The 19,720-nt window shown below is 41.5% G+C and carries 14 protein-coding genes; 8 read left to right on the forward strand and 6 right to left on the reverse strand.

Annotated features, from left to right (window positions below; all coding sequences use genetic code 11):
* Window positions 1–9: 9 nt before the first annotated feature.
* From ACGEDC_RS12750 to ACGEDC_RS12770, 5 genes are all read left to right on the forward strand, one after another.
* On the forward strand, window positions 10–1,410 hold the full coding sequence (locus ACGEDC_RS12750; protein ID WP_394493617.1) for a TolC family protein: 1,401 nt from the start codon (window positions 10–12) through the stop codon (window positions 1,408–1,410).
* A complete protein-coding gene (locus ACGEDC_RS12755; protein ID WP_394493619.1) occupies window positions 1,407–2,699 on the forward strand; it encodes an efflux RND transporter periplasmic adaptor subunit in 1,293 nt (430 codons plus the stop codon). Before ACGEDC_RS12750 ends, ACGEDC_RS12755 begins: the two co-directional genes overlap by 4 nt.
* On the forward strand, window positions 2,699–5,893 hold the full coding sequence (locus ACGEDC_RS12760) for an efflux RND transporter permease subunit (protein WP_394493621.1): 3,195 nt from the start codon (window positions 2,699–2,701) through the stop codon (window positions 5,891–5,893). The genes ACGEDC_RS12755 and ACGEDC_RS12760 overlap by 1 nt, the downstream gene beginning before the upstream one ends.
* A gap of 164 nt (window positions 5,894–6,057) precedes the next feature.
* Complete coding sequence (locus ACGEDC_RS12765) at window positions 6,058–6,765, forward strand: response regulator transcription factor (protein WP_394493624.1); 708 nt, start codon at window positions 6,058–6,060, stop codon at window positions 6,763–6,765.
* A 117-nt stretch (window positions 6,766–6,882) separates the two neighbouring features.
* Window positions 6,883–8,016: a sensor histidine kinase gene (locus ACGEDC_RS12770; protein WP_394493626.1), complete on the forward strand. Its 1,134-nt coding sequence runs from the start codon at window positions 6,883–6,885 to the stop codon at window positions 8,014–8,016.
* Window positions 8,017–8,118: 102 nt separating this feature from the next.
* On the opposite strand, the gene ACGEDC_RS12775 is transcribed toward ACGEDC_RS12770, so the two are convergent.
* The 6 genes from ACGEDC_RS12775 to ACGEDC_RS12800 form a co-directional block, all read right to left on the reverse strand.
* Complete coding sequence (locus ACGEDC_RS12775; RefSeq protein WP_394493628.1) at window positions 8,119–10,551, reverse strand: S8 family serine peptidase; 2,433 nt, start codon at window positions 10,549–10,551, stop codon at window positions 8,119–8,121.
* A gap of 564 nt (window positions 10,552–11,115) precedes the next feature.
* Entirely contained in the window at window positions 11,116–11,754 is a 639-nt protein-coding gene (locus tag ACGEDC_RS12780) for a TetR/AcrR family transcriptional regulator (RefSeq protein ID WP_055022538.1), read from the reverse strand.
* 285 nt (window positions 11,755–12,039) lie between these two features.
* Window positions 12,040–12,789 (reverse strand): DAPG hydrolase family protein, encoded by a 750-nt coding sequence (locus ACGEDC_RS12785; RefSeq protein WP_394493631.1) that lies wholly within the window; start codon window positions 12,787–12,789, stop codon window positions 12,040–12,042.
* Between the two features lie 570 nt (window positions 12,790–13,359).
* Entirely contained in the window at window positions 13,360–14,067 is a 708-nt protein-coding gene (trmH, locus tag ACGEDC_RS12790; protein WP_394493633.1) for a tRNA (guanosine(18)-2'-O)-methyltransferase TrmH, read from the reverse strand.
* A gap of 207 nt (window positions 14,068–14,274) precedes the next feature.
* Window positions 14,275–15,102, reverse strand: a complete 828-nt coding sequence (locus tag ACGEDC_RS12795) for a mechanosensitive ion channel family protein (RefSeq protein ID WP_394493635.1) — start codon at window positions 15,100–15,102, stop codon at window positions 14,275–14,277.
* Between the two features lie 328 nt (window positions 15,103–15,430).
* Complete coding sequence (locus ACGEDC_RS12800; protein ID WP_394493637.1) at window positions 15,431–15,961, reverse strand: DedA family protein; 531 nt, start codon at window positions 15,959–15,961, stop codon at window positions 15,431–15,433.
* Between the two features lie 832 nt (window positions 15,962–16,793).
* On the opposite strand from ACGEDC_RS12800, the gene ACGEDC_RS12805 reads away from it, so the two are divergent.
* The 3 genes from ACGEDC_RS12805 (at window position 16,794) to ACGEDC_RS12815 (ending at window position 19,569) form a co-directional block, all read left to right on the forward strand.
* On the forward strand, window positions 16,794–18,347 hold the full coding sequence (locus ACGEDC_RS12805) for an ammonia-forming cytochrome c nitrite reductase subunit c552 (protein WP_282167970.1): 1,554 nt from the start codon (window positions 16,794–16,796) through the stop codon (window positions 18,345–18,347).
* 250 nt (window positions 18,348–18,597) lie between these two features.
* Entirely contained in the window at window positions 18,598–19,158 is a 561-nt protein-coding gene (locus tag ACGEDC_RS12810) for a sugar O-acetyltransferase (RefSeq protein ID WP_394493640.1), read from the forward strand.
* Between the two features lie 18 nt (window positions 19,159–19,176).
* On the forward strand, window positions 19,177–19,569 hold the full coding sequence (locus tag ACGEDC_RS12815; protein ID WP_119967615.1) for a ribosome recycling factor family protein: 393 nt from the start codon (window positions 19,177–19,179) through the stop codon (window positions 19,567–19,569).
* Window positions 19,570–19,720: the final 151 nt, after the last annotated feature.

The raw sequence follows: 19,720 nt of genomic DNA on the forward strand, positions 1-19,720 counted from the left end.
AGAGCATCAATGACGTTTCGACATTCCATCATTGCAATCGTGTTAACAAGCCTAGTCGGCTGCGCTGCCAATGACAGCGCAAACTTTGCGACTCAAGCATCAGACAATCGTACTCAAACTATTGAAAAGTTGATTAAAACAGTCAATAACAGTACGGGGAGTCATGCGGGTGTGCAACATACAACTAACGCCAATGTGTTATTGACTGATTTAGTCTGTGTACCCGCATTGAATACCTACCTTGAAGCGGCGTTAAACCATAGTCCAAGCTTACAACAAAGCATCATTGCCCTTAAGATTGCTTATGCACAACAAGGGGTAACCTCTGCTAGTCGCTTGCCAAGTGTGACTGCTGGATTTGATGCCCAAAACGCCGAAGACAGCGATGAATCTTATAGCGCTGATGTCACCGTCAGTTGGGAATTAGATATCTGGCAAAAGTTGGCTGATAGCTCTGCGGCAGCCACAAAAGATATTGCTGCGACTCAAGCCAGTGTAGATGCGGCTAAAAATCTACTTGCAGCTAATATCATGCGAGGTTGGCTTGAGATCAGTGTTAACCAACAATTATTAGATATTGAACAGCGCCGTTTAGCCATCCTTGCGCAAAATGAAACCTTAGTGCTTGAACGTTACCAAGCTGGCCTAGGCTCATTAGAAGAGCTGGATAATGCTAAAACGAGTACAGCTTCAACTCGCGCTACAGTGGTTCAATACCAAGAGAGTGTCGCCCAAAGCAAGCGAAGCTTGATGTTACTCACTGGTCAGTGGCAGCCAGAAAGTGAGATGCCAGCGCTTGATGTTGTCAGTGAGTTTCCCCATGTCATTAACCCGCTCGATGCTGTGCCTGTGCAAAATATGGCAGGCCGCCCCGATTTACAGCAAGCCTTCTTTAATATTGAAGCGGAAGCCTTGCGCACTGACGCAGCTTATAAAGCAATGTTGCCTTCATTTAGCTTGTCGGCAAGTTTAACTGATATTGCTCAAACCCCAAGTGAAGCATTACTGACTAACCCACTTTGGAGTGTGTTAGGACAAATGTCGGCACCGTTATTTCAAGGTGGTGAACTTAAATCACAAGCTGAAATAGCGCAACTGACGACAGAGCAAAGCTTTTGGGCTTATCAAGAAACCCTGTTGACTGCAGTCAACGAAGTTGAGAATACGATTGGCCAAGAAAGCGCTTTAACCTTGCAGCAAAGCCATCTTGACGATGCGTTTTTAAGTGCACAGCGCAGCATCGTCAGTTACCAGCAAAAGTATCGCCAAGGTTTAGTCGACATATTGGATTTATTGACTGTTCAGCAACAGGCATTCGATATCGAAGCGCAATTAACTAACACCACTTATCAAAGATTATTAAACCGAATTGAATTAGGTCTAGCACTAGGTTTAGGAGTATCAGCATGAAGCAAATCATTACCCGTAAATTAAAAAAGAATGCCTTAACGATTGCGATCACTTTAGCTGCTGCTGGTTCAATATTTGTCGTCGCGGCTTATAACGGCAGTCAAATGGGACCGGGACCTGGTGAGAAAGGGAAGGGGCCAGCGGCATCGACTCAAGCGCACCAACCTGAGCGCCCTGAAGGTAAACCTGCTTCATCGTCAAATACCACCTTGTTATCGCAAGTGGCGGTACAGCTGACGGCTGTGGAGTCTTATCAGGCGCAAGTCACCGGATATGGCGAAACCAAACCACGCTTTGAACTGACCTATACCAGCGAAATCAGTGGTCGAATTACATGGTTAGCTGACAGCTTTGAGTCTGGTCGAGTTGTCAAAAAAGGCGAACTGTTAGCAAGATTAGATGACACCAGCTTTCAGCAAGCTGTGTCACAGGCTAAAGCCGATGTCGCAACAGCAAGACTTGCACTTCTAGAAGAGCAACGTGAAGGCGAACAGGCAAGAAGTGAGTGGCAACGCTCAGGATTAAGTGGAGAACCTAGTTCACCGTTAGTGCTTAGAGAGCCGCAACTGGCAAGCGCTGAAGCTGCGTTAGATAATGCGCAAAAATCGTTAGAAAAAGCTGAGCGTGATCTTCACTATACAGAAATAAAAGCCCCGTTTGATGGGGTGATTGTCAGCCGTAATGTGCAATTAGGCAGCTTTATTAATGTCGGTGGTGAAGTCGCAATGTTGTATAGCGTTGACCGCATAGAGATTGAGATCCCGTTATCCGAAAAGCAATGGGCTAACTTACCGCAAGCTGTAATAAATGCGGGTAATGGCACTAATGCTGCCACTGCTAATACTGATAGTGCGCAGCAATGGCATGCAACAATAAAAGCAACAGGCAGCGACACCACACAAGGGCAACAGTGGTCTGCCTATGTTGAACGTACTCATCAATATGTTGCCAAGGACACACGTCAACGTTCATTAGTGTTAGTGGTCGAGAAACCACTTGAGCAAGGTGCGCCGCTTTATCCTGGCACCTTTGTTGAAGCAACCATTGAAGGGATGACACTAGATTATCTATGGGAACTGCCCTCATCAGCTCGTTCACAGCAAGGAGAAATTTGGACGGTTGATGCCCAAGGATTATTGCAAAAATCAACAGCACATACCTTGTTCGAACGCCAGAATAAAATCTATGTCACCCCAACAGAAGAGGCTGAATTAGCCCAAGTGGTTAAGCGTCCACTAAGCAACTTTAAAGCGGGTATGAAAGTTGTACCAACAACTGAGGAGCTATAATGAGTCAGCATGTAAATGACAAAGCGCCATTGCCATCAGGCATTATTTCTTGGTTCGCTCAAAACTCAGTAGCGGCAAACTTATTAATGATGGGCGTGATCATTGTCGGCCTGTTTTCATTCAATGATATTCGCAAAGAAGCTTTTCCAAGCCTTGAACCAGACTTAGTAACAGTATCGGTGAGTTACGACAGTGGTGACCCTATTCGTGCTGAAGAAAGTATCGCAATGAAGATTGAAGAAGCGCTTGAAACCATTTCGGGTGTTAAGCGTATTACTTCAACTTCTAATGCATCAGGCAGTAATGTTTCAATCGAAAAAGAAACTAACTATGACCTAGATACGTTGCTAACTGACGTTAAAACCAAAGTTGATGCGATCAATAACTTACCAACCGATGCTGACAATCCGGTTATTGATAAAGCCCGTCGTCAAGAGCATGCCATATGGGTGCAACTATACGGTGATGCTGACCGCAAAACCCTACAAGATTTAGCAGAGCAGCTTAAATCAGATTTGTTAAGTCAAAGTGCTATTCGTGACTTATCGATTAGCGCCAAACTTGATCCAATGATTTCAGTTGAGGTGAATGAGGTCAAACTACAGGCATATGGCCTGACTTTGACCGATGTCTCTAATGCGATTAATGCTGAATCATCAAGCAGTATCGTGACTAGTTTACGTAATGCCGATAAAACCGTGCGCCTAAAAGTGTCTGAGCAAGCTTATGAAGTTGAAGACTTTAAAAATATCTCAGTATTAACCTATGCCGATGGTAGTCATATTCTACTGTCTGACATTGCCGTGGTTACCGATACGTTTGAAGAAGATACATTCAGTTTATCTCGTTATAACCAACAAAACGCGATGGGTATTCAGGTCGTCATGGATGAATACAGTGATGTGGTTGATATCGTTGAACAAGCAAAACAGGTTATCGAAACATGGCGTAGCAGCAACCTATTACCTGAAAATATTGAGATTGAAAGCTGGTATGACAAGAGTGATCTGATCACTGAACGGCTATCGCTGTTAGCGAAAAATGCATTAAGTGGAATTGCGTTAGTTTTTATCATTTTGGCGTTATTCTTAAATATCCGTGTCGCATTTTGGGTGGCAGCCAGCTTACCGTTTGTCTTCAGCGGCACGTTATTCTTTATGACGGACACCTTTGCTGGGTTTACCCTAAATGAAATGACCACTTTTGGTTTTATCATGGCCCTTGGGATCGTGGTTGATGATGCGGTAGTGATCGGTGAAAGTATCTATACCACGCGTAAGCAACAAGGCGACTCAATCCGAAGCACTATTATCGGTACCCATAAAGTTGCCGCACCGACGATTTTTGGGGTACTCACAACGGTTGTGGCCTTTATGTCGATAGCCGCAATTGAAGGTAAGCTAGGGGAAATTTACGCACAGTTTGGCACGATTGTGACCATCTGTTTGTTGCTGTCTTTGGTGGAATCTAAATTGATTTTGCCTGCCCATTTAGCGCATGTGAATACACAGCGCAGTGATAAAAAAACGTTTTGGAATACGATTCAACAAGGCGCTGATAATAGCCTGGATTGGTTTAACAACCATGTTTATAAAAAGGTCATTAGCCAAGCCCTTAAGTTGCGTTATGCGGTGGTGATGGTATTTATCGCACTGTTTTTGTTAGTGATTGGTATGCCATTTACCGGTGGCGTTCGCGTGGCCTTTTTCCCTGAAATTGCAGGCGATACAGTGCGAGCTGAAATACGCATGGTTAACGACAGCAGCTACGGCCAAACTCAAACCAACTTGATGACACTGGAAGCCAATGCCATTGAGCTTGATAAAACCTTGCGTTTAGCCGCAGGCGAGACGGAGTTTTCAAGTGATTTTGGTGCTGATTCACACTCTGATATTAGTAGCATTCAGGTTACCGCTAGCGCCGATAAGTCAGGTTCGGTGATCATCGAATTAGACAGTGATGCCGCTTATACCGCTCGTGATTTTGCCAATGCATGGTCAGATATGTCAGCGCAAATGGAAGGGGTAAGTAAGCTTAAAGTACTGTCGATGAAGGAAATGGTCGACAACTTTAAAGTTGAGCTTAAAGCCAATGATGATGGTTTATTAACTGAAGCGGCCAATAAACTCAAGCAAACACTGCAAACCATAGATGGCGTGAGTGGCATCGATGATAACCTTGACTTAGGTGAGCCGCAGTACCGTTTTGAGTTAACACCTCAAGGGCGCGCTTTAGGGATGGATACCGCTGACTTAGCCAAGCAAGTATTGCAAGCGTTTGGTGGTGATATTGTCCAGCGTTTTCAACGTGGTAAAGATGAAGTGAAAGTGCGAGTTCGTTACCCTGAGGAAAATCGTCAGACGTTTGCTGATGTCACGACGGCCAACGTCAGAACGGCTGATGGTACTGTTGTGCCGTTAATTTCGGTCGCCAACGTTTACTCTGATTATCAGCAGTCAGAAATCACCCGTATTGATAACCAGCGCGCGGTATACATTACCGCAGTAGTTGATAAAGAAGTGATTGCGTCAAATGAGTTGGTCACGCAATTGCAACAAAGCATGGTGCCACAATTAAATGCTGACTACCCAACGGTAAAAATTGACTTTACAGGTGAAGCTGAGCAGCAAAAAGAGTCCACCGACTCAATGCAAGCGACCTTTGTATTAGCGCTAATATTAATTTTTGCGCTGTTGGCGATACCGCTTAAATCGTACGTGCAGCCAATGATCATTATGATAGCGATTCCATTTGGTATTGTGGGGGCGATTTTAGGGCACTGGTGGAATGATTTAACTATCAGTATCTTATCGCTAAATGGTATTTTGGCATTAAGTGGCGTGGTGGTGAATGACAGTCTACTACTGGTATCACGCTTTAATGAGTTAGTACGTGATAAGTCGATGCCGATTGGCGATGCTATTGAGCAAGCTTGTACAGGACGTTTACGTGCTGTGTTACTGACCTCGATTACCACATTTGCAGGTCTTGCTCCGCTATTAAGTGAAACCTCAATGCAAGCGCAGTTCTTAATTCCTGCTGCAGCGGCATTAGGTTACGGAATCCTATTTGCTACAGTGATAACCTTAGTATTAACACCGTCGTTGCTGATGATTCAATTCGATGCTGAAAGCGGCATTAAAAGGTTAAAGCAACGTTTGTTTGGCTCAGCTAACACTTTGCAAACGCAATGATAGCAGAATGAAATGTAACGCATCATTCGATTCAGTTAGACTGAGTATGTGATCTTATTGCTCAGTGAATGATGCTCGTTTTGTGCAGCGTAACGGCTATTGAATACACAATTATTCGCGGGCGATAAAGCTTCGCATTGATATGGAATCTAAGAGGGAAAACAATGTCTGATCATTTGCAGTTACTTCTGGTTGAAGATGATATTGACCTAGCAACAGCGATTATTGATTACCTTGAACTGGAAGATATTCAGTGCGATCACGCAGCCAATGGCGCTGTCGGCGTTAATTTAATTGAAACCAATCAATACGATGTTGTGGTGTTGGATTTAAACCTGCCGAAAATGAATGGCCTTGAAGTGTGTGAACGTATACGCGCTCAAGGCATTGATGTACCAGTGTTAATGCTTACCGCCCGAGATACCTTAGATGATAAGTTAGTTGGCTTTTCAAAAGGGGCAGATGATTACCTCATTAAACCCTTTGCGATGGAAGAGTTAATTGTACGATCGCAAGTGCTATCACGCAGGCGCAGCGGCGAGGTAAGTAAGCTTATGGTAGCGGATTTAGCATTAGATCTGCACTGTAAAACGGTTACACGAAAACTACAGCCGCTTAAATTATCACCCACAGCGACTAAAATACTTGAGTGTTTATTACGAGAAAGCCCTAAAGTCGTTTCACGAGAAAAGCTCATGCAAAGTGTGTGGGGAGATGAGCAGCCAGACAGTAATAGTCTTAAAGTGCACATGTTTAACTTACGTAAAGCGGTGGATGGAAACTGCGAAGAAGCGCATAAGTTAATTCATACGGTAACAGGCCAAGGCTTTGTTCTTAAAGTTGAATCTGAAAAGAGTGTGCCCACATTATGAAGATAAGACCCAGCATAAAAATATACTTTTTACTTGCCATGTTACTCACTGGCACTGTTATCGTTGTCGGCATGTCAGCTGTTGCGGTCAGTTATTTTTTCTGGGTTAGATGTTGCGATGATGAACTTTGTTCGCTCTCAAGCGAATGAAATAACATTAGAGGGCGACAAGCCCTTAACGATAGGGGAACTTACCGTCGCGACTCGTTGGGAGTCATTGCCCCAAGTGATCCAAGATAACATTGATGTTAATGACCTAGAGCCTAATCAGTTAACCAAAAAAATCGATGGGTTACCGATAATCGATCAACCCAAAAGAGCCTTGTTTGCAATGAAGGTAATATCTGGCGATACAGTGCGATATGCCTCTGTCATGCTAGATAAGCAAGACAAACAAAAGCGCAGTAATAAACCGCCGCAATTTATCTATATTTTACTTGTCGGATTGATTGCGATTATGTTGTTTTCATTAGTGCTTTTTTTAGTACTGCGTAAAGTCGCCAATCCCGTTGAACAGTTAAAAGAGTGGGCTAAATCGCTTGATAAAGACAAGCTAACTCAGCCTCGTCCTAATTTTCATTACAGTGAACTAAACACGTTAGCCGACATAGTACAGTCAAGTTTAAGCTCTGTGCAGGAAACCTTAGACAGAGAAAAACGCTTTTTAGGCTATGCAAGCCATGAGCTGCGCACTCCTATTGCAGTTACTCGTACCAATGCTGAGCTATTACGTAAAATGATAACGAAGCAATTGTCCGCAGAAAAACAACTGGCTGTGCTTGATAGAATAGAGCGAGCAGGGCTAACAATGACTGATTTAACTGAAACCTTATTGTGGTTAAACCGTCAAGAAGGCAAGTCATTACCGACCAGTGATGTGGCCGTTGGCGCGTTAGTCGAAGCGATTACAGCAGAGTTACATTATCTTTTACAAGGTAAAACGGTAGAAGTCACTTTGAGTACAGACGATACTGAATTAACCATGTCTGAAGGCTTATATCGGATCATTATTACTAACCTTATTCGTAATGCATTTCAGCATACTTTTAACGGCAAGGTGGTGATTGAGCAGTTAAACGATCATTTATCGATTACCAATTATAACCTTGACCCTGATGATCAAAATCAAGCGGATGATTTGGGCTTTGGATTAGGGTTAGAGTTAACTGAAAAATTAGTGAATCAATATGGATGGCATTATCAAGTGACAGAAGTCGAAGGCGGCCGCAAGGTTGAACTTAACTCTAAGTGATTGATAAAAAATGCCTGCCAGAGGGGAGCTGGCAGGCATAAGAAAGATATAGTGCTACAGCAACATAGGCACTATAACTTGCCCATTACGGACAGGGTCGAGTTATTGAAAACTTAACTCCCAAGCGTTTATTGTTCCAGTATCTCGTCGTGCACTATCAACCGCTTTTAGCGTCCAATCTCCTGATGACTCAACACCTGACATATCAACCGTATAGGTGTTAACTATGTCATTGGCACTGCCGCCACTGTTGTCATGCAATACAGCAACTTGACCAGTAGGGCTATATAGCTCGACTTTTAAATCACCGATGTAAGTATGACTAATATTGACGCTGACGGTGATTTCACCTGAGTCACCCGTGCGTGTTGCAGATAAGGTGCTACTAGCGCCTACACTGCTGTTATCAGGAATGTTATAGCTGGTATTGTTTGAGTAAGTTGCAGCGCCGCCGGTGCCGCCACTGCCACCGCCAGTCGAATCAGTGTAGTTAGCCACTAAACTCACGCCACTAAATGCACTATAACCTCGCACCATGACATGGTATGTCCCCGTTTGCGCTGAAGCGATAGGACAAGATTCAGCATTTCCGCCTTTCCAAGGACGACAGTCATAGCTGCTGGTGGTTGGTGCTGCGCCATATTGCACGTATAAATCAGCGTCACCGCTACCGCCGCTCATAGTAAAGCTTAAGTCTGTAGCACCTGCTGGTACATCAATTGTGTAAAATAACTCATCACCTGTCGCGCCACTTAAATTAGATTTAGCCACACCATTGACCAGCTCATTATCACCGACACCTGTGCCAGGATCTGTTGGTCCATTACAAGAGGCATCCAAATAAGCTTTAGCTGCTTGGGCATCAACCAAACCATAACCGGTTCGGTTATCACGACCTGCAACATCTAAGTCTTCTGCTGTTGCATTAAGCGCAGCACGTACTTGGGCCGCACTACATTCTGGGTGATGACTCCATACTAAAGTAGCGACACCAGATACATGTGGTGTGGCCATAGATGTACCATTGTAGTATTCGTAATCTTCATTATCGGTATTGCTGACAGTTGCAGTAGCGCCGATTTGACTTCGCAGTGCCAGACCTGTAGCGCGATCGACTGAAACAGACACAATAGGGGCTTCGTTATTACTGTCGACTAAAAATGGGTTTTGTAGTCCTGGTAAGGCGGTATTACTGTAGACAATTGACGCGCTAGCACCTGCGGCTTCACAAGCTTTAACTGCGTTAATATCAGGGTAACTTGTCCCTTGGTTGCCAATACGTTCAACTAAACAAATTTTATTGTTCATGTTGCCACAGTTAAAACTACTGCCGTTAACAGTACATTCTGCCAACTCACCCGTCGCAGAGCCGATAAAAGGAGTACTGACATGGTTTGAACCAGAAAGTACATAGCGGTTATGCGGCACAACGCCATTATCAAAATACGATTGGCCGTTAATAGTAATATCGGCTAAACGACCTTCGCCTCGGGTCACCGTTGATAAAATTGCTTCACCAGGACCTGAGATTTCGACTTGCGCAGTGAACTGTGAAAATGCCGCATGGTCTTTATTGCTATCGACCGCCGCTACTGACATGACAGAGTCATAAGATGCTGGGTAGCTCAGAGTTGAATTACCATCATTACCTGCAGCTGCAATCAATAACACACCGTTATTTTCATGGGCAGCGAGCGCATTTCTCTCTGTGTTACTAGAGCCTGAACCACCTAAACTCATGGTGACAACATCAGCGTTGTTATTCACACAAGTATCGACAGCTGCGACTAGATCGGATGAGTAACCCCAGCCAGAAGCATTAAACACTTTAATCACATGGATGTTCGCGTTTTGGTTTGGCATAACACCAACAACACCTTCATTGTTAGCGATAGCCGCAATGGTACCTGCAACGTGAGTACCGTGGGCATTTCCAGCTCCAGGCTCATACCAATTGTTAGTACCAGAGTTATTGGTGCCAGTGACATTGTTGGCGTTTAAGTCGTTATGACCCAAGTCGTATCCAGAATCAATAATACAGATTGTACGATTGCCCGCTTGGCTATCACTGACAGCTGTCGCGCCGACATAAGTCTGACCCCAAGGAGTGCTTTCACTTAATAATCGACGTGGTACATCTTCTTCAACGTAATCAACATCGGCACGATATCTCAGTGCTTGTAGGTTTTTACTATCAAGCTTAACGCTATAGCTATTGCTGCGCCCAATTCGCTTCATTTCTTTCGCTGAAACACTGTTCATGGCGCGAAAGTGAGAAAAGACTTCATTGGTTCTAGGTTCGTATTGGGCATCACTTATGGCATCGGAGGATGCAGATGTTGAAAAGCCAGCTGCTGCAGCATTGGCGTTTTTAAATTTAACGATATAACGCTTTGGCAGTGGGTTTTGTTGGTTGAGCTGAGGTGAATTACTATTCACATTTGGTGTGAAAACAGGTGCTGCGTTGATGCTGGCAGAGATCGAAAGTGCCAACACAGACAGTCCTAGCACTGTTGTGGCTTTATTTTTTGTCATAACTATCTTCCATGTTATTCAGAGTAAAAAATTGTTTATTATAATTTTTGCAGCGTAAAAAGCTGTTTTATCTCGCTGCGACGATCAATGTATCTTTAGTTGTTACAGTTGTAAAATAAATGTAAATAAAATTGAGTGAAGGAGTCGTGCTCGATGAAATGAATTTTTGGTGAATAAATATTCAAATTGAGATGGGGTTTATTGTTCTGTTTTGCGAAGTGTGTGATTTAATATTCAGTGATATGCAGTTTTTATTTGAAAAAGGGGAGCGGGTTTAGGTATTGAGTTAAAGTCAATAAAACTATATAACCATATGATTTATTTAGTTTATATTTTTTTGTGCATTATTTTTGTAAATTATTTTTAAATTGGCCGTCGCAATAGCGTTATTTTGTTTAGGTAATCAAGAGGGCATTCAACTTTGGCGTATATCGGTTTTGCTCAATATCCGCTCCGGCAAATATATGGCAGAGTGGCGATGTTGACAACGACAAAGATTGACCAAGACTTAACTATTATTACAGGTTCATGCTCATGTGTTGGCACTTGTGAAAAAGCTTAGGCTTAATGAAATAATGTCGATAATATCAGTGCTTTATAGTGAGCCCTAAAGTCATCACTATTGATATTAGTTTGGGTTAATGTTTTCTGCAAAATAGGAAATAATGCAGGTGCTGAAATAAGCCCAAGCAGCATTACTAAAAAGGTATCAGCATTATATTTTTGCAGGCAAGGTTCTTTTTCTCTTGCAGCTTCAAATAAGCCAGATACTAAATGGTGTGACTCACTCAATTTAGCTGCTAAGAACAATGCTCTTTTATTGTCCGTATCGTGTTCCATACTCATTAAGCGGACTAATTGTGGGTGCTTTAATAAGGTGTCGATTAGCACTTCAACGGCAGTTTTAAAAATACAAAGTGTACCCACTTCATGACGTATCGCTTGGCCTAGCTTAGTTTCAAGTTGCTTACGATAACTATTGATATTGCGGTGGGCTATGGCATACCAGATATCAATTTTGGCACCAAAGTGGTGAGTTATTGTACTGTGCGTGACTTGTGCTGTATTGGCTATTTCACGTAAAGATGTTGCATCAAAGCCTTTGGTTGAGAATAACTCTGAAGCACTTGCGAGTATTTGTCCGCGGGTTCTTTCTGCTTCCTCGGCATTTTTACGCCCGCTGTTGGCTAAGTTGGGTTTCAAATGTATAGACCTCGGTAAACGTATTATTCGGCAATGATTTAACTAATCGTTAGCTATGACTTGGCTATATATGAGAGTGACAAACAGCCAAGTTTCTATGGTGTTTAATAGTAAGTGAATAGCCGAATAATACATAGATTTTGATGCAATCTTTAACCTTATATTGAGCCTTTTATCTCAAAATTACTTTGAAATATCTCCGACATTGATAGAGACAGTGGTTGTTATAATCACTGTCATTGTTACAGTCATTAAGCCTTTATCTGATAAATATTATTGCTAGAGTTAATGAGAGTGTAACACTTGCTTTGATAGCACTTCTTGTTGATATAGATCAGGCAGAAAGTTTGCTAGAACATTCATTTCTTCGATGGCATGGGTCATTAAATCAATTGAGTCCTGTTTGCTAATAAGAAACATACGCGCCATTGCCGTATTACCTAAAACACTTTCAATAGAGGTTACTGTGTCATTGCCATCACGTTTTTCAACATAACCCATCCAAAAAGCTGAACGCATTTGGGCACCATATTCAGTATTTTGCACGACATGACACATGTGTGTCGCATTGAGAGGCTTTTCAAGTAAACCAGCTCGGGCACAAATAACAAAACGATCGTTTCTAGGCTCATAATCATCGAGTATTTCTTTAGGATCGACAAACTGAATACGTAACTTGTGTAATGTCGTACCGAGATATTCATGGACTAAATGACTGGCGCCTATCACTTCTCCAGGAACTTTGTTTTCCCAGTTCATCCAAACATGTGCGTTAGGATGCCACCTCTTATATTGCTCAGTTGTTTGCAGGTAATCAGCAAACCACCAACGCACCATTTCAGCACTAACATTTGGCATTCTAGTCAGGGCTCTAACTTCATAAATACCATTTGCTTTGCGTTCAGTACCTGTTTCTAGCGAAGTATAAGTATTAGATAGCACCTTAGAACTTTTATTGCTGGTAGCCCAAGGGTTAAAGCCAAAAGCTGCGATGATAAAACTGATGATCCCAAGTGATATTAAAATGTATTTCATTTTCGCTCTCAATATTAGCAATACGACTGTATTGTTATTTTGCAATACGATTGTATTGTTATCAATGGGCGTTGCTATTTTTATGAGCATTATCACAATCAAAGTGAACGCAAAATCAGGTTTTTGAAAGATTAAAAACAGGGAAGATGAAAGACATATATTAATAGAATGAATCAACATTTAGATTTATATTATTGATTAAACGTTAGTTATTACTTTTTGTTATTTGGCAACTTTAGATTTAATCACTCTAGATTTACTGAAAAACAAATCAGCATAACGACTACAGGAGCTCCCATTCAACATCACTGAGGTAAAAGCCAGAGCTAATTACATAATTAAGGCGGGGGCTTGTATTCTTTTGTATAGGTTGATTGACATTGAATATGCAGAAGAAAGCTGCACAAGGTTAAGTTAATGACAAGGTTAGGGAAATGAGAAGACTAGGTAAATCGGGTTTTATGGCAGTGACTATCTGCAGCTTATTTTATGAGATATTGACATATAAAAATAAGCTGCATTCGAGTGATCTGAACTGAACATAAAATATAAGGCTTAAACCACAATTCTTTAAGCTTCAGTATCTAGCGCTTCTGGATCGGGAGCGCGCATGCGATCCCACCAGTCATCATCAGCACTGATTTGTCCTAATTCATCTATCTCAGGGTAAGGAATATTCTTTCTTCGACAGGCTTTAGCGTAAACAGGGTGGCCTTGCTCAAATAACTTAGTTTGGCAATATTCATGGTCTAATTGCCTGTTATTATACAGTCCAGCCTCTTGGCGTTGACGCTGCGCCTCATACATGATCAAAGCACCAGCAACAGAGACATTCAGTGATTGCACCATGCCTACCATAGGAATAATGATATGCTGATCGGCGCAGTCAATTGCTTCTTGGCTAACACCATCTCGTTCGTTACCCAGTACAATTACCGTCGGTTTAGTGTAATCAATCTCACGAAAATCCACGGCTGTGTCTGAAAATGTCGTCGCTAATACCTGCATTCCCTGTGCTCTAAACTGCTGATACGCTTCTTGATAAGTTACATGCTTAATCGTGTTAACCCAGCGGTGACTACCTGACGATGTATTACCTGACACCCACAATGAGTCTTCTGGCATGACAGCATGAATTTGATGAATACCTACGCTGTCGGCAGTGCGGACTGTAGCAGCGATATTATTGGTTTTATGAACCTTATCGAGACACACAGTGAGGTCGACTTGGCGGTTATCAAGCATTTCATTGATGCGGGCTAAACGTTCTGGCGTCATGGGGTTATTTCTACTTCTTTGAATAATAGGATGAATCGTTATCACGATTTTTTGCGCAGGGATTATAACGTTAAAACGGCGATAAACTCGACTGAAATGTGTTTTAAGCGAAGGATTGAGGCTCAAGGGGTAACAATAGCAAGTTATGATAAATAGAAAACGAGCAAGGCTATAGGCGCTTGCTCATTAATGATAATCGCTAATTGACTATTTTTCTTTCTCAATAATGACTTTTCTGTGTGGGAAAGGAATTTCGATTCCCGCTTCATCGAGGGCTTTTTTAACCTGCTCAGGGATCGAGTACAAGATGTCAAAGTAGTGTTCACCATGACAAAATGGCCTTACGAGAAAATCCACTGAACTGTTATTGAGGGTTTCAACTTCAACAAAAGGAGCTGGGTCTTGTAACACATGAGGATGAGCGGCAAGCACTGCATCAATCACTTTTCTGACTTCATCGGTATTCTCTTTGTAAGCCACGCCAAAATGCATATCAACACCACGAATATCATGGAAGGAATGGTTAACAATTTGCGCGCCCCAAATTTGGCTGTTAGGAACAATAATATGTTGATTATCGAAGGTTTTAAGAATGGTTGTGAATAAATCAATTTCTTGAACATTACCGAATCGATCGGCTGCACTAATAAAGTCGCCCACTTTATAAGGGCGGAATAATAACAGCATAACGCCGGCAGCTAAGTTAGACAGCGTCCCTTGCAGTGCTAAGCCAACTGCTAAACCTGCTGCACCTAATAAAGCAACAATGGATGCGGTTTGTACCCCAAAGCGGTTTAATACGGCAATGGCCACAAATGCAAGAATGACATACTTAGCGACACTGCCTAAAAAACGAAATAGGGTGTTGTCGAGTTTATCGTAGCTCTCACCAATTTTATTAATAATTGCGCTTGCTTTGTTAGCGAAATATAGGCCAACGATGAGTATAAGCGCAGCGAGTAATACATTGATCCCGCCATCGATGATGATGGGCAAATATTGATTAATATCGATTTGACTCACATAGTCTTGCATTTAATGCCTCCTGCATAAAAGGGATACTTACCTTAGATTCAACAAATATGCTGTATTGGATTGAACATAACTGAGCTGCTAGTTAGGCAAGTTATTTCAAGCTAATGACTTGATATTATTGATATCAAATGAAGCTTAGCACAACCCAGTGCTATATGTGATGACAAGCGCTTTACGCTAATACTTTTGCTTTAGACAATCAGTAGAAATCATTGATTATGACTTTTAGACTTTTTTGAAAAACGAAACACCATGGCAGCAGTAGCTGATAGCATTAAGCTCATACTCACCACTAAAAATGCTTTATTTAAGGTTTCTTGATAGTCACTTAACAGGGGTTATTCATTACCCATTGACCGATAAATAACAGGGTTGTGGTCCATATCAGTGCACTGGTAACGCTCATTAATACAGTGCGCTTAACGCCAAGCTTTCTGATCCCCATTAGCATTGGAGTGAGTACCCGCACAAAAGGTATAAACCGTGAAAAAAACAGTGCGAGGAAGCCATACTTCTCGAGTAAATCAGATGCCCGCTGTAAGGTATTGTCTGGTAGTCCTTTCTCGATTTTGTTGACCATAGGGTGGTGTGACAGCCATCGTCCTTGCATATAGGCAATAAAGGAGCCTAGACCCGCAGCAACGGTCAGTAATGCGATGGCTAATTGCAGCTCAACAACACCTAAACCGACTAAGCCGCCAACAAATAGCACTAGACCATCACCGGGGAGGGGTAAGAATACAAAGCTTGATTCTAGAAATAAGATTAACGCTAATATCAACATTAAGTGATATATCGAAACAGTTTCCATTAAAGCATCAAAATCTTGATGCCAAATTGAAAGCAGTACATCAAACATTAACTATCCTTAAATTAAATTTAAGCCAAGCAAATAAATAGTGAAGACATTGGCATATTAGGGAAAATATTAATTGTCTAGGGTATCACTCAATATCGTTTTTTTATATTAAATAACGGTCATCTTTATACAGAGTAACCATTAACGAATGTGTCATTTTGTTATTGTTTACTGATACTAAATTAGGTTCTTTTATTATATTTTTTACTAAATTTGCTGTTAATAATATAAGCTGAAATGATAATTAATTTATATTTAAGGTTAAATTAAGCTTGGTGATCTAGTAATTTTATTTTCTGAAAATATTGCAAGTTAGATAGGTTGTTTAACTTGATCTTGATTATATTTAAATGATTTTTGTGAGGTGAAAATGTGCTAACTGTTACCCATTTAAGATTCGAGTGAATTTTAATTACATTATTTTCAATAAATTTAAGATTCTGTTTTTTAATGGATTTTCATTTTGTTTTATTTGATTTTCTGCTTCATCTAAACATTATTGCTGTTTTTTACCTTAATAGGTTGAAAGTTAGGCACGGCCATTTTGAATTTATTAGCAAACCTTACCCCTAAAGGGGTATCTCTTTTAGAGGTAAAAATTTGAACTGAGACAAGTAAATAGCGTTGGTTTGTAGGGGGTCACATTAATATAGCAAAGCCCTGTTTCACCTAGCTCATTATGATAATAATTGTTTTAAATAGTTTAGATTTTTAAATTTTAAAAAATCTCTAAGAGCACTAATTGCTTTAACGAGAGTATTTAAAATGTGTTTGGTAATTGTAGGGGATAACAATGCCAGCATAAATATAATAATCCTAATGAGGAATGATGATGAAATTAAGAAAACTAGCTGTTGCAGTAATGCTTACTACCGCATTTACTGGCTATAGTGTTGCTGGCGAAGTTGATTTATATAAAAGTGAAAACTGGCAAAAAACTTTCCCAGAACAATATAAAACTTGGGCTGAAACAGAAGAAAGCACGCCAGCATCAGGCAAACTTGACGACTTACTTGCCAGTAATCCAAATCTCGTGAGTGCTTGGGCTGGGTATGGTTTCGCTAAAGACTACAACCGTGCACGTGGTCATCACTTTGCGCTAACAGATATCATTAAAACCTTACGTGTAGGTCATCCAATGGTCGGCCATGATGGAAAAATGGTTGGTGAAGCAATGGCTGCAAGTTGTTGGTCATGTAAAACCCCTGATGTAGCACGTATGTATGATGAAGTGGGTGAAGGCAAGTTTTCAGACAATGCATGGTCTACTTGGGGCCACGAAATGTCGAACACCATTGGTTGTGCGGATTGTCATGAGTTAGGTAAAGAAGACTTACGTCTTAGCCGTCCTTATGCTGACCGTGCAATGAAAGCCATTGGTAAAGAGTTTTCTAAGCAAGATGCAACGATGCAAGCAAGCCAAACTTGTGCCCAGTGTCATGTTGAGTACTACTTCGATGGTACTGATGAAAAGAAAGTGAAATACCCAATGGATTACTGGGTGCCAGGTGAGAAAACAGACTACAAACAGTTTGTTGGTTACACAGGTACAGACGGTTTATATGAAGGTTTTGCTGCTGAAGCGCAACTCGCTTACTTTGATAACCGTGGCTTTAAAGATTGGACTAACGCCGTATCTGGTGCCCCAATGCTTAAAGCACAACATCCAGAATATGAGAACATGATGGATCGTACCGAACACGCTATGGATAACCATTTAGAGTTTGGTTGTACGACGTGTCATATGCCAAAAGCAACAAACGACAAAGGGGCTAAGTACTCGAACCATAAAGTGACATTTGAAGCAGATACATTACCGAAAAGCTGTATCGGCTGTCATGATGGTGCTGACTTCAAAGAAATCTTTGCTGAGCGTAAAGCTGAAATCAACAAGCTACGTTTTGAAGCTGACGGTACCGACCCTCGTTTGACTGAAGTTCACTTCAAAGCACAAGCTATTTGGGCTGCCAATGGTGTTGAAGGTTTAGAAGCGAATAAAGGTATTGCTGAAGCTAAAGCGAACTATGAAGCTGCGCTAAAAGCGAAAACCCCACTAGCAGGTGAAATGAATAGCTTACTGATTAAAGTCAGAAATGCGCAATGGTTCTGGGATAGCGCAACTGCGTCTCACGGTATCCATGCTCATAACCCTGAAGAAGCAATTCGCCTACTTGAGAAGTCTAATGCCATCCTAGATGCGGCATTAACTGAAGCAAATGCGTTATTGAAGAAGTATGCGCCTGAGTACAAGTACGATGCGACTAAATACGACACTAAAGAGAAGGTTCAACCTCTTGTCGGTTTAGACTTAGAAGCAATGAAAGCGTCAAAAGCATTGTTCCTAGAAAAACGCGTTGAGAAAGAATGGCCAGCTGAACTTAAGTAATTAAGTTTAGACAGTGTGATTTGAATACATAGACACTCCACTATCACCGTTCAAATCAAATACTGTTACAGCCTAATGCCAGTCGATGTAAATCGACTGGCATTTTTTTATCTTCAAAAACACGATTCTCTTATCTCAAAAAGTTTAGGCATGTCGCTAAATTCACACAAACTGAAAGCATCTCAACCCATTCCCAAGTATTATCTTTGAAAGTGATGAAAGGTAAATAATTGACTGACGAAGGATTAACATGAGCGAGTTTGAAAAAATGACATCGGGTCAGGCATTTAATGGTGGCGATAGAGAATTAAACTCCATGCGTGATGAAGCAACCTTGATGTTAGTAGAGCTTAATCAGACCGTTGATGACGCAAGTCGCCTTGGGCTATTTAAGCGCTTATTTGCTCACTTTGGTGAAGGCAGTGTCATTCGTTCACCTTTTTCATGTGAGTTTGGTAAAACGATTTCAATAGGTGATAACAGCTTTATTAATCTTAATGTCACCATGCTTGATGGCAGTTTTATCACGCTGGGGAATAATGTCCTTGTGGGGCCGAATACTCAGTTTTACTCGGCAAGCCATGATTTAGATTATCGTCAGCGCCAGCAATGGCAGACCCATTGTTTACCTATTGTGGTTGAAGATGATGTATGGATTGGTGGTAATGCAATTATCAATCAAGGGGTGACAATTGGCGCTCGCTCAGTGATTGCTGCAAACTCTGTGGTGACAAAAGATGTGCCTGCGGATTGCCTCTACGGTGGCACCCCTGCTAAGTTAATTCGACATTTATCTGAAAATAACACCTAAGAATAAAATCTAAATCCTATGCATAAAGACGCTATCACTATTTCACTGCCTTCGCTTATTCATCGCATCGGCAGAGAGAGTGTTAATCAAGCAAAAGTGATAGCTGTTGAGCATCATTGTGAACTTAAGCGCGTGCGCCGTTCAAGAAACTGGACTCTAGTAGGAGAGGCTATTAAGGTTCAATCTTTTAATAGTCAACTTAACTCAGTAAGCCAAGAATCCTTTGCCTATCTGAGTAAGAAAATATCAGCGGCGTTAATTGTGCATGCCGATAAACTGGAACCTTTAGAAGCTAAACTGATCCGATTAATCACCGAAACCCCTAGTATTACGCTTGCAGAGCTTATCCAGCAAACGCAATGTACCGAAGTGCAAGCTAGAACTGCCAGATTTGAAGCGGATACTTGGTAACTGCGCAAAACGTTTTGACAGCTTTTTTCATTGTTAATTCGACTTGCTTTATGCTCTGCTATAGCAATCTTCTATTAATTTTAATCAAACAGTAACCACCTTCTTGTGATTCCCCTCTACACTTATAAAACTGAAGCTTAACCTAGCTTTG

This window comes from Shewanella sp. ENK2 (assembly GCF_043568515.1).
GTDB lineage: Bacteria > Pseudomonadota > Gammaproteobacteria > Enterobacterales > Shewanellaceae > Shewanella > Shewanella japonica.

Coding starts and splice junctions, on each gene's coding strand:
- ACGEDC_RS12750 (WP_394493617.1), top strand. CDS start 10: ATGACGTTTCGACATTCCATCATTGCAATCGTGTTAACAAGCCTAGTC.
- ACGEDC_RS12755 (WP_394493619.1), top strand. CDS start 1,407: ATGAAGCAAATCATTACCCGTAAATTAAAAAAGAATGCCTTAACGATT.
- ACGEDC_RS12760 (WP_394493621.1), top strand. CDS start 2,699: ATGAGTCAGCATGTAAATGACAAAGCGCCATTGCCATCAGGCATTATT.
- ACGEDC_RS12765 (WP_394493624.1), top strand. CDS start 6,058: ATGTCTGATCATTTGCAGTTACTTCTGGTTGAAGATGATATTGACCTA.
- ACGEDC_RS12770 (WP_394493626.1), top strand. CDS start 6,883: ATGATGAACTTTGTTCGCTCTCAAGCGAATGAAATAACATTAGAGGGC.
- ACGEDC_RS12775 (WP_394493628.1), bottom strand. CDS start 10,551: ATGACAAAAAATAAAGCCACAACAGTGCTAGGACTGTCTGTGTTGGCA.
- ACGEDC_RS12785 (WP_394493631.1), bottom strand. CDS start 12,789: ATGAAATACATTTTAATATCACTTGGGATCATCAGTTTTATCATCGCA.
- trmH (WP_394493633.1), bottom strand. CDS start 14,067: ATGACGCCAGAACGTTTAGCCCGCATCAATGAAATGCTTGATAACCGC.
- ACGEDC_RS12795 (WP_394493635.1), bottom strand. CDS start 15,102: ATGCAAGACTATGTGAGTCAAATCGATATTAATCAATATTTGCCCATC.
- ACGEDC_RS12800 (WP_394493637.1), bottom strand. CDS start 15,961: ATGTTTGATGTACTGCTTTCAATTTGGCATCAAGATTTTGATGCTTTA.
- ACGEDC_RS12805 (WP_282167970.1), top strand. CDS start 16,794: ATGAAATTAAGAAAACTAGCTGTTGCAGTAATGCTTACTACCGCATTT.
- ACGEDC_RS12810 (WP_394493640.1), top strand. CDS start 18,598: ATGAGCGAGTTTGAAAAAATGACATCGGGTCAGGCATTTAATGGTGGC.
- ACGEDC_RS12815 (WP_119967615.1), top strand. CDS start 19,177: ATGCATAAAGACGCTATCACTATTTCACTGCCTTCGCTTATTCATCGC.